At 45.9% G+C, this 11983-nt stretch carries 7 protein-coding genes; 3 read left to right on the top strand and 4 right to left on the bottom strand.

Annotated elements, in window-relative coordinates:
- Window positions 1-1016: 1016 nt before the first annotated feature.
- Window positions 1017-1847, top strand: coding sequence for an Npun_R2479 family HD domain-containing metalloprotein (locus tag AC2215_RS07505; protein WP_486809347.1), 831 nt, complete (start codon window positions 1017-1019; stop codon window positions 1845-1847).
- Between the two features lie 203 nt (window positions 1848-2050).
- Here the strand turns inward: AC2215_RS07505 and AC2215_RS07500 are convergent, their stop codons facing one another.
- From AC2215_RS07500 to AC2215_RS07485, 4 genes are all read right to left on the bottom strand, one after another.
- The gene (locus tag AC2215_RS07500; RefSeq protein ID WP_486809346.1) at window positions 2051-2833 is read right to left on the bottom strand and encodes an ABC transporter permease; all 783 of its coding nucleotides are present in this window, start codon (window positions 2831-2833) and stop codon (window positions 2051-2053) included.
- A gap of 309 nt (window positions 2834-3142) precedes the next feature.
- Window positions 3143-4498: an MATE family efflux transporter gene (locus tag AC2215_RS07495; protein WP_486809407.1), complete on the bottom strand. Its 1356-nt coding sequence runs from the start codon at window positions 4496-4498 to the stop codon at window positions 3143-3145.
- A gap of 596 nt (window positions 4499-5094) precedes the next feature.
- The gene (locus tag AC2215_RS07490) at window positions 5095-6045 is read right to left on the bottom strand and encodes a hypothetical protein (RefSeq protein ID WP_486809345.1); all 951 of its coding nucleotides are present in this window, start codon (window positions 6043-6045) and stop codon (window positions 5095-5097) included.
- Window positions 6045-7775, bottom strand: a complete 1731-nt coding sequence (locus AC2215_RS07485) for a carbamoyltransferase family protein (RefSeq protein WP_486809344.1) — start codon at window positions 7773-7775, stop codon at window positions 6045-6047. Before AC2215_RS07485 ends, AC2215_RS07490 begins: the two co-directional genes overlap by 1 nt.
- 1225 nt (window positions 7776-9000) lie before the next feature.
- On the opposite strand from AC2215_RS07485, the gene AC2215_RS07480 reads away from it, so the two are divergent.
- Both AC2215_RS07480 and AC2215_RS07475 read left to right on the top strand, forming a co-directional pair.
- Window positions 9001-9978 (top strand): ABC transporter substrate-binding protein, encoded by a 978-nt coding sequence (locus tag AC2215_RS07480; RefSeq protein WP_486809343.1) that lies wholly within the window; start codon window positions 9001-9003, stop codon window positions 9976-9978.
- Window positions 9978-11723, top strand: a complete 1746-nt coding sequence (locus AC2215_RS07475) for a sensor histidine kinase (protein WP_486809342.1) — start codon at window positions 9978-9980, stop codon at window positions 11721-11723. Before AC2215_RS07480 ends, AC2215_RS07475 begins: the two co-directional genes overlap by 1 nt.
- The last annotated feature ends 260 nt before the right edge of the window (window positions 11724-11983 follow it).

Below are 11983 nucleotides of genomic sequence, written 5' to 3'. Positions count from 1 at the left end.
ATCAAACCGATCGGTACTGGGGTGCTTTTTATCCCGATCTCGAACCCTTCACTGAGTCAGATTTAATTTGGAATCGAGAATGTTATTAATTCTACCTCACCGGGTTGCGTCCCTTCCGATGCAGCGCGATCGAGATCCCTAAAATTGAGCGATCTCGATCGTGAATCTTTCTGAGTTCGATCGCCTTCACTCTCCGAACAATACAGCATCATAATATATATAAAGTTAAAGTATAGATAACGTCAGACCGATCGCGCCGTAGCTCGCAAGCTATCCTCGGATATCCTTGACGATTGTTGGGGTCAGATCGGGTTGAGGGGACTGCAAAGTGTTTTTCCGAGCAGCCAAGTATTAGTCGCCCAGTTGTATAGCGGTTCTCAAGTCAGTGAGGGCAGACCTCCATTTCAAATCCTCCTTCATCAGGGGGATTTGCCGGGGATCTTCCGGACCCGATCCATTCGAGAAACGTTATAGAAACCCAGTTGCGATCGCCTGTTAGATTCGGGTCCGTGTTTTTGCCAATCTCCCTTTGTCTACCCTCGATATGCTGACGAATTCACAACATCACCCCAAAAACGAATCGCACATCCATTAGAGTTATTGGGAAATTGGTGCGATCGTCCGATCCCAATAGAGCAGCATCTTCTGTCAGGATAATGAACTCGAGCTTCTTCACTCATATTCTCCGATTTTGAGGGTAGACGCGAGCGGAAATTTCGATTGTCGAGGAAGATGAAGATGCGATCGCACTTTAACAGGATCTCTAGCAGCATTTTGAGATGGTTTTCGATCGATGTGACTTTCCCCGCAAGAACACCCGATGGCACGGAACGTTACATTATCCGGAACGAGTATCTATCACAACTGAATAGGTAAATCGCGAGCTATAAAAAGGAGATAGCAAATAGACATCTGGTAGAAATCAAACATCAGATCGATTTCTATGGTTCAGTCATGAGTTTCTTCTCCCTTTCCCCCTTAACCCTTAACCCTTAACCCTTTTTCGGAGATAGCAAATGTTTAATGCCACAAAACTACTCGTTAATGACTTCGTGGCCCGCCTCCAGGAGAACTATCACATCACCTATGGCGGCTACAAATCGAACTACGCCGAAATTATTGCTTGGGTGGGGGGAATGGCTCTGGAGAATATTGCCAATAGCGATGCTCTCTATCACAATATCGAGCATACAATTTTGGTGACTCTGGTGGGGCAAGAAATTCTACGGGGCAAGCATATTCGCGAGGGTGGCGTATCTTGCGAAGATTGGATGCACTGTACCATCGCCCTACTGTGCCACGATATCGGTTACGTCAAAGGCGTATGCCGCCAAGATAACGAACGCCAGCGAACCTACGCGACCGGCATCAACGATACCACCATTTACTTGGAACCGGGAATGACCGATGCCAGCCTCACTCCTTATCATGTCGATCGAGGCAAGTTATTTACCGACGAAAGATTTGGCGGTCATCAGCTCATTAATGCCGATATCGTCAAACAAAATATCGAACTCACGCGCTTTCCCGTTCCTGCCGGAGAAGATCGTCAGGATACTCTAGGCTACCCCGGTTTAGTTCGCGCCGCGGATCTCATCGGCCAATTGAGCGATCCGCGCTACTTACAGAAAATTAGCGCCTTATTCTACGAGTTTGAAGAAACCGGCATGAATAAAGAACTCGGTTACCGGTCACCGGGAGACTTGCGCGCGGGATATCCTAAATTTTACTGGACGGTGGTTTATCCCTATATCGAGGACGGGTTGAGCTATTTGGACTTAACCCAGGAAGGCAAACAAGTGATCGCTAACTTATACGCGAACGTCTTCCGCATCGAACACGGGTAGGGGGTAATGAACAATGGACAATTGACAATTGACAATGAGTCGGTGTTCGCAAGTAATAAGTTGAAAGTAAGAAGTTTGACCGGTACTGAAAATCAGAGGATTCAAGCAACGAATTCGGTCGGAATTTTTTCTTCACGAACTTAGAGGCGCGCGTTCCGTTTGATTCGGGCTTCACCTGTACAACTGATTACTTATTACTTATTCTAAAATCGTTCCAATTGCGCGGCCCCATTAAAAAACTTCTTGGCTAACCCCCGCGTAATCATCAGGGTGGCAATCAGATTTGCCAAGGCGAGCATAAACATAATTAAAATTTGATAGGCGGCAGCATAAATCGGGTTGACACCACTCAGGAGTTGTCCGGTAATGATACCCGGTAGCGTCACTAACCCTACCACCATCATCGAATTAATCGTCGGAATCAGTCCCGATTTAATCGCCTCTTTTCGATATTCAGAAACCGCTTGTTCTGGGGTTGCCCCCAAACATAAATGGGTTTCGATTTCTAGGGAACTCGATTGAATCGTGCTGGCGAACCGTTCCCCAGAAATCGCCGCCCCGTTCATAGCATTTCCCATCACAATTCCCGCCAGGGGAATCAGATATTGCGGGTTGCCCCAAATATCCGGTTGGCGCAAAACGAGCAAGTTTGTATAGAGTAAGGTAAAGCCACTACTGGCGAGAATCGAAACCCAGACGAGGGGGAGTAGTTTTGGAATTTTCTTGCTGATGCGATTGCGAGCGACAATGGCTGCGATCGACAACATAATGGCGAGTAATCCGACCAATGCCAGGAGATTTTTCCAGGTAAAAACAACCTCCAAGACCATCCCGACGACGAGGAGTTGAATGATAGTTCGGGCGGTGGCGAGGGCTAAGTTTCCTTCTAAGCCCAATTGCTGCCATGCTGATAGTCCAATGGCGATCGCCATCATTCCCAAAGCAATTCCGAGATCGAGAAAGTCGAGTTGTATTAAAGTTTCCACTGCATTTTGATTTTAAAGGTTCGATTCAAAGCGATCGGGCGATTTTTGCCATCCGATCGCCCGCGTCAGTGAAGATAATTTTAGGACGCAAGCGCCTGCTTTTTCCATCGACACCCATTCTTAGATGAGTAGGGGCACTATAGCGCTACGCAAATGTGTTAGGAAACCTACAACATCTACAAGCTATAAATAACAAGGTTTTGATTAATGGCTGAATGCTGATAGCTGAATGCCTACTGCTATACCCCTAATTCTGCCTCGCAGTAATCAACCTTTGGTCTTTCCCCCCTGCCCCCGATCGCCTATGTTCTAACGACAGTGGTGAGAGCCATTCAATCCCTGTTTGCTCAACCGATCGAACCGTAAAAACAGTAAACCCCCCGCGACGGAAAACCCGATGGACAATCCATACCAAATCCCGCTCGCACCGAAGTGTAAGGGTCCGCTGAGAAGATAAGCCAGGGGCAGTCCCACGATCCAGTAAGAAGCGATCGCGATCGGGGTGGGGAATGCGACATCGCCCATGCCTCGCAACGCACCGATAATCACCACCTGGATACTATCAAAAATTTGGAAAAATGCCGCTAAAACTAGTAAGGAAGATGCGAGTTGAATGACGCGATCGTCTTGGATGAATAAATGAGAAAGTCGATGGTTTCCGAGAATAAAAATAAAGGCACTGATAATCGATAAAGAGGTTGCCAAACTCAGAGAACTTAACCCCGTTGCCCGTAACTGGTGGAAATTGCGACGACCGAATTGATTTCCCACACCGATAGTGGCAGCGGCAGAGATGCCAGTGGCAACCATATAGGTCACGGTGACTAAACTCAAGGCGATTTGATGGGCGGCTAGTTCTTGAGTGCCCAACCAACCCATCATAATGGCCGCAAAACTTAGCGCTCCATTTTCAAATAAAAATTGGATGCCACTGGGAATTCCAATTTTGATGACTTTCAGCGCTTGGAAAATAGAGATCCTCAATCGTCTCATTTTTCGCAGGTAGCAAAAGCTTTGAGGAATGGCGATCGCAAACACGATAATCGCGATGGGCATAAAGATTCTCGAGATTAGGGTCGCGATTCCGGCTCCATTTAATCCCATCTGCGGAAAACCCAAATGACCGTAGATCAGTAAATCATTTAAAATAATATTCATAATATTGGCAAACAAGCTAACATACATCGCGGGCTTCGTTAATGATAAGCCCTCCATAAATTGCCGCAATCCTTGAAAAATTGTATAAGGAATCAAAGAAAGTGCTAAAATTTTAAAGTAGGGAATTGCTAACTCAACAACAGCTTCAGGTTGATTTAAAAATTTCAAGGTAGGTGTGGCTTTCCACAGCAGTAATGAAAAGCTCGCACCGGCAACCGCGCTCACTAAAATTCCATGTTTTAAAATGCGCGCGATTTCAGTTAAATTTTTCGTTCCATCTGCCGCTGCAATTAAGGGTGTAATCCCAAAAGTAATACCAGTAACAAAGGTAATAAAAATAAAAAAGATGCTGTTAGCAAAAGATGAAGCGGCGAGTTCGAGAGTTCCTAATTTTCCGACCATTGCACTATCCGCCAGACTCACCAAGACAGTTCCTAACTGACTTAAACAAACGGGATAGGCAAGTCTAATTATTTTTTGATAATGGCGAGATTGACTGAATAACATCTTCAAAAAGGGAATTTTATGGATGTAGAAATTGTAGATTTCCCCGAACGGATAAGATGGCACTCTGAACTCAGTTTTCAGAATTAGCTTGCAAGATTTTTTTCGATTAAGTTAAAGTGTGAAAAAATAAATCAGTGCTGATTGTCAATCAGCAAATCGGCTCAGATCGTATATCGATAAAAAATCAGATATCTATGCTTGGATAGCCGTGAAAGAATAAAAAATCGATAATAGACGATTGATGAATCGTCTCGTTCGCCGAATGAGTTCCCAGCGAACACTGCTTCTATGTCAATATACTGAGAAAAATAATAAAATCCGGAAGCTTTTATTATTAGAGCACGAAAATAAAGAAGGTCTACTCTCGTAGATTCCAAATTTACAACTGGCACATAAAATATAAATTTTTAAGATGCGACGTTCGTTTTTTCTTTATCTATTCTTTATAGAAAATCGCGCTCTGCTTCATATAAGCAAAACGCGATCTATTGTTTGATTGTGGTTCGCGCGCAATTACATCAATACTCTATTCTAGAGAGCTAGATACAGAGACAATTTGGGTGGAGTAATACGCACTCTATTCAGAAGTGATTAAATTATTGAGTCAATAGACTTATATCTTGAGAACGATTAAATCGATCGAATACTTCGAGATATCGTTCTAATTCCTCTGCTCTTTTATTTTGTTCGCGATCGTGCCCTTCATCTTGCCAACCCACAAAAACTTTCGCCGAACTTTGGCGCTCCTTAACGCACTGTTTCATTAAGATTAAAGCTTGAAGTGCATCTTCTAAATTAGCCCTAGGATGATTAGGAAACAGTCCTTGACTTTTAGTCGATGGATAGTAGGGATGAAAATTGAAATCAATCGAAACACCATATTTCTCAGAGAGATGCAAGCCATACTCTAAAGTGGTCACAGCTTCTGCAATCGCCTCATCTCCCACAACTTCCGGGGGCTGAAACACGATATTAAAATCGATGCCAATTTTCTCGGAATGCGCACCGACAATCGAAAAGGCATATTCGATCGCCTCTTTAGACATCAATTTTTTCAATTTTGTCATCCGAATCCCATCATTTTGAGACTCTACCCCCAAAATGATGCTAGCTTTTTGGTGTCTTCCCAGATATGAACCTAGGCGATCGAGATTACTAGATGTAATGTACATCTCACGCGAATCGAGGGAAATTCGCTTGCAGTTTTTTAAACCCGAAACATAGGTAAAAATTGCAGCAAAGGTTTCTCGGGTCATTTCCCGAGGATTTAACGTCGAACCGGAGTTATAGATTAACAGATGGCGAACATTTACCAATAAATCGGCATAGTAATCTTGGAAAAATTCGAGGCGCTGGCGGTTCGATGGAAAATCGAACTGAACCCCTTCTCCCGCACCGATATCGCAATGATGGCATTGATATTGATAAAACGGACACCGACCGCTTTTCGCCTCATTCCCAAATACCAATGCAAGGCGAGAACCATAGGCATCCGTTACGGGCGTAAATAAATTCGATTGTTCTGGAATTACAGTTAAAGCACTCACTAGCATTCTCCTTTCGAGACTAAAAAGTTCCCGATCGCTAAATAGTCAATTCTCGTTTTCCCAAAAGTATTCACCGCATCTTCGGGACTACAGACAATCGGTTCGGAATCGTTAAAGGATGTATTCAAAACAATCGGAACTCCCGTGAGTTTTTCAAATTCTTGAATGAGCCGATAGTATTTGGGATGAGATTGCGATCGCACTGTTTGTACTCGACTGGTGCCATCAACATGAATCACCGCTGGAATCAAATCCTGCTGACTCTCTCGCACTTCGTAGGCAAAGAGCATAAAATCTGAGGGCATTTGTGAGTCCTCAATGCAAAACCAGGCTTGGGCTTTGTCGGCTAACACAGACGGGGCAAAAGGTCGAAAATGCTCCCGATGTTTGACTTTATGATTGAGGATATCTCGCATATTGGGGTTGCGCGGGTCTGCCAGCAAGGTCCGACTTCCCAGTGCCCGAGGACCCATTTCCATACGATCTTGGAACCAGCCGACAATATTCCCTTGAGCCACCAACTTGGCTGCGGTTGCCTCAATGTTGTCGCACCGACGGTAGTTGAGGTGGTGTGCGTCGAGAACTGTTTGGATTTTCTCGTCGGAATACTCCGGCCCCAGATACGGACGTTCCATCACGTAGTTGCGCGGCTGTCCGAGCATTTGATGCCAAATCGCATAGGCCGCCCCAATCGCTGTTCCCGCATCATTTGCTGCGGGCTGAATGTAGATATTTTGGAATGGGGTCTTCTCTTGCAGGACGCGATTGGCAACGCAGTTCAAGGCAACCCCCCCAGCCAGACAGAGATTGGGGCTTCCGGTGCGATGGTGCAAGTCATTCGCCAGTTCTAAGAGGACTTCCTCGGTTACCTTTTGCAACGTGGCAGCAATATCCATGTGCCGTTCTTCGAGTGGTCCGCCCGGTTCTCGTTGGGGACCGAAGAGTTTTTCAAGTTCGCTAAAATCGTGAACCCGAAATTGGAGAATTTTGGGGTCAAGTTGAAAGCTTCCCGATTCGAGAGTGAGTAATTGCCGGAATTCGCGATCGTAATATTTGAAGTTACCGTAGGATGCCAAACCCATCACCTTACAGGCATCGTATTCGCTAAATCCCAAAAACTCGGCGAATTTTTCCCAGAGAAATCCCAGACTGTTGGGATAGTCAATCGTCTTGAGTTTGTTGAGGCGATTTCCTTTGCCGTGATAGAAGGTGGTGGATTCAAATTCACCAATACCATCCACCACTAAAACTGCAGCGTCGTCGTAAGGAGAGACGAAATAGGCACTACCGGCGTGACACAAATGGTGATCGAGCCATTCAAATTTGGCGGTAATATCTTCTCGGGCCAGTTGACTCAGCTTTTGGGGAACCTGTTGCAGTTTTTCGTAGAATAGTTGTTCCCCTTCGGTACTTCCCCAGTCTCCGGGGAGAACGGGTTCGGAATAATCTTTATTTTTGAGGCGTTTGATGGGGTCGAAAGAGTATCCAATCCGATCGATTTCTTGCCAGGTAATCCCGGCTGTTTCCAAACACAACTCAATCGCACCAATGGGCAGTTCGTCGGCATTATCGACGCGGGCAGGTTTGGTGTGCTTGATTCGGTTGAGCCGTTCTTCTTCAAGAGCGAGGATAATTTCTCCGTTATGAATTAAGCAAGCAGAGGATTCGTGATACGCAGCGTTAATTCCTAAAATATAATTTGACTGAGGCGATAGACTGGAGTCTTTCATCTTCAAAAAAAGGTGTATTGAAATTTTTGTGCGAGCAATCTTTTTTCTTTGGCGTCGGGCTATAGTCTTGGCTCAATTTTGGTGTTTTAGGAAAGCTGACTCTTTCTCGAATGAATTACGTCACTGCTTGCAAGCCGACCGAATATCAAAGTAAAAATTTTCGATTCGCTATCGATACGATTTCACTTCTGAACTGTTCCTAATTCTAGTAGAAGTGATTCAGCTCGCAATTGCCTTCAGTATTTCTACTGATTTTTTATATAAAGATTTATTGGAGAATGCAAATAAAAAATAAATATATTGGATTTTTATTCAGAGCCAACTACTTTTTAGTTAGTACAAAAAAAGCATGCTTATTTTTTGAAAGCATTGCCTGGAATAGGTTTTTACACTTTGATATTGACTCACGGCAAATTCAAAATTATAGGTTAAGCCATAAAATACCGTTTGTTAGATCTGTGATTTATATCACCCTCAATTGACTTAGTTTGGGGGTAAGCATTTAGCACTTAGCCAATGCCCTACGTGCAAGTTGCACCTAAAGTCATGCGATCGTTCACTAGAAAATAGAAATCATCTCGCGGTATCGAGCGATTTTTTTGAGAATCGTCACTTGTTGTTTGAACCTCTAAGGGATAAATCTCTCCCACTCGATGGCTGAAAGTCGATCTGCGATCGTTGAATGCTTACGTCTGGGTCTATTGACAGACCCCCTAGGAGCGACAATTCATCTGAAGACTGAACTTAAACTCTAGCTGGCATAATTTGAAGAAACTTTGCCGATCGAACTCAGGAAAACTATGACTATATCCTTCAGTCTAGAGAGCGATCGAAGACCCAAAACGTATAAATCATGGCTGAAGAAACCGTTATTTTAGAATTGACATCCGTAAGATTACGGATTTCGATCGGGTTTGCACGATCTTTAAAAAGATGAAATTTATTCGTCCGTCAGAAAAGCCCATTGCAATTTAAACTCAGGATCGCAACATCTCAACCTAAATCGATCGGGCTTCGAAAATATAAAAGATATCAATATAAGGTTTATGAAAAAAACTAGGCATTACTCAAATTATTTGATTATGCTGGCAGTATAGGTCACTACCACTTATGTTCTCTGCCGCATTTTGATGAGCAAACCCTAATGTCATACTCTACTCCAGCAACTTGTTCGGGGCAGACTGCTAGAAACAGGAAATTCAATGCTCGATCTCTACCTTCACTCTTGGGACTCTTTACCATTGGGTTCCTGCTCGTTTTACTTCTCAATGGATGCAATACCTTCTTCAATCGCGAACTGAAAACCCTGCGAGTGGGAATGAATCGATGGCCCGGCTTTGATGTGGTTCTCTACGCACAAGAAGCGGGGATGTTTGAAAAACGCGGTCTCAAGGTGGAGTTCCGCCTGTTCGAGAACTCTCAAGATGCCACCCGAGCGATGATTCGAGGGACTCTCGATGCAGCGTTCGTTCCCCTTTGGGACGTGATGCAAGCCGATCCGGGGGACGATCGTCCAGCTTTCATCATGGTGACCAATATTTCTGCCGGGGCTGATGGCATTGTCGCTCAACCCGGGATCAAATCCGTCAAAGATCTGAGCGGCAAAACCGTTGGCGCTCAACTCGGCACCATCGATCATCTGATTTTGCTCGAAGCCTTGAAACTGAATCAGGTCGACCCGATGAGCGTCAAGATCGAAAACCTCTCGAACGAGACGACGGTTCAACTCATGAAAGAAGGTCGTTTGGACGCGGCGGTCGTGTGGGAGCCGTTACTGAGCGATACCGCCAGCGCCATTGATGGTAATATCATCTACACTACGAAAGAAGTTGATAGCTTGGTAATCGATGGCTTAGCAGTGCGATCGAGCTTCATTCAAAAACATCAAGCAGATTTAACCCAATTTATTGCCACTTGGTTCGATCTCATGAAAGCAATCGAAACGCAACCCAAAACGGTGTTTGCCTCGGTTGCCAAACAACTCGGACAAAGTCCGGAAGATTTTTCAAGCGATTATTCAGGGCTAAAAAAAGGTGACACCGTTATGAATCGACGGATGTTCGAGCCACAGGGACGTCTATGGGCGGCCACTCAACAAATCGGTCGCTGGTTGCGCGAAGATACGCGCCACGGTCGGATCGTGCGCGACGATGTTGAGATTAATGCCGAACCTGTCACTGCTGCCATCGATATCTGGAGATAATGAGCGATTACCCTCAATCTTTTAAGCACAGCCTTGCAAAGCAACTCCTGGCTGGTTTTGGCCTGTCTTTAATTACGGTGGGACTCGGTGCGATGTGGGTGAACTATCACCTGGTTCGTTCCGGCTTGAAAGAACAGGTGCAAACCCGCGCCCAATCGATTACCCAAGGCTTGGAGTTTGCCACGGAAGGGTCGATCGAACTCGGTCATGCCAGTAATTTGCGACGGGTCGTTCAGAACTACGCGACTTTGCCGACGGTGGTTCAAATTGCCGTTATCGATCCCGACGGTCAGATTCTTGCCAATAGTGCCTCAGACTGGGGAGTGTATCCAACCCAGGAACAAACTGGCACTCACATCGAAGGAGCCATGGAGATCGCTGCTAGCACGGGCATGTCTCAAAGCTTACACCAGACGATGGGCGATCGTAAGGTACTCGTCGAAATTTTGCCCTTCAGCAGCTATATCTTTGAAACTCAGGGAAAGCGCGGACTGGCGATCGCGATCCTCGATTTGCAACAGATCGAGCAAGATTCGTGGCAGACCTTTTTTACATCCACGGTAACTATGACCGTGGGCACCCTTGGCATTTTAGTCGTGATGGGGTTAGCCCTGCACAAGATCGTACTCAGCCCCATCAAACGCTTGCATCACGCTCTCGAACGCAGCCAGAAGACCGAAACCTTCAATCTGCCATCGGCAATGCCCGATCATGAAATTGGCTTCTTAGCTCAGACCTTCGAGAAGGTTTTTCAACAACTCGAAAAACACGAACAATTACAGAAGGAAATCGAAGAACGCAAGCTCGCCGTTGCGGCGTTGCGAGAAAGCGAAACTCGAGAACGGGCAAAATCCGAACAGCTCGCGCGTACCCTCCAAGAACTCCAACAAACTCAGCTCCAACTCATTCAAACCGAAAAAATGTCGAGCTTGGGTCAAATGGTGGCGGGAGTCGCTCACGAAATTAACAACCCAGTGAATTTTATCCACGGCAACTTGAGTCACGCCAAGGAGTATATTCGCGACTTACTGGGTTTAGTCGAACTGTACCAGCGCGAGTACCCCCAACCGACAACGGCGATCGCCGACGCAATTGAAGCCATCGAGTTAGATTTTCTGTGTGAGGACTTAGCCAAACTCCTGAATTCGATGAACGTGGGGACCGATCGCATCCGGGAAATTGTGTGCTCGTTGCGGATGTTTTCCCGTCTGGACGAAGCTGAGATTAAACAAGCGGATCTCCACGATGGACTCGACAGTACCCTGATGATTCTACATCACCGATTGAAGCCCAAGCCCGACCATCCTGGGATTCAGGTGATTAAAGAGTTCGCTCGGCTACCCCAGATCGGTTGCTATCCCGGTCAGCTCAATCAAGTCTTTATGAATATTTTGAGCAATGCTATCGATGCCTTGGACGATTACAATCGATCGCGCACAGCAAATGAAATTCAGCGCCATCCAAGCATGATTTGGATTCGCACCACCGTTCTCGATAGCGACTGGGTGGAAATTCGGATAGCCGATAACGGACCGGGAATGAGCGAAGAGGTGCGATCGAAACTCTTCGATCCGTTTTTTACTACCAAGCCTGTTGGGAAGGGAACGGGTTTGGGATTGTCCATTAGCTACCAGATCGTCGTCGAAAAACACGGGGGATCGCTTCGATGCCATTCCGGTGACGGAATGGGTGCGGAATTCACCATCCGGATTCCCTCTCGGCAAGTTTTCGAGCGTGCGGCCTGATCTCGCTAGAAGTATTAAGATTCTCGTGTAGGCAAGCCGGGGGAGTCGGGGGAGAAAGGGGAGGCAAGGGGAGAAATATGCTGACGGGTTAGTAGAGTGAGCCGTTTTGAATGCAGTGACTGTAGTTGTACGCGAGCCATCAAACTGCCCACCGACCTGACTTGGGTTCTACCTCTATGAAAAGCGCGATCGGTATTTAACCGAACTTGAGAGAACGTCACCGGAAGCGGGGTCAAAAAGGAAAAGGAGAAGGTGGGAGC

The sequence above is a fragment of the Zarconia sp. genome, from assembly GCF_057467645.1.
This window is presented reverse-complemented; position numbering and strand designations above follow the sequence as displayed.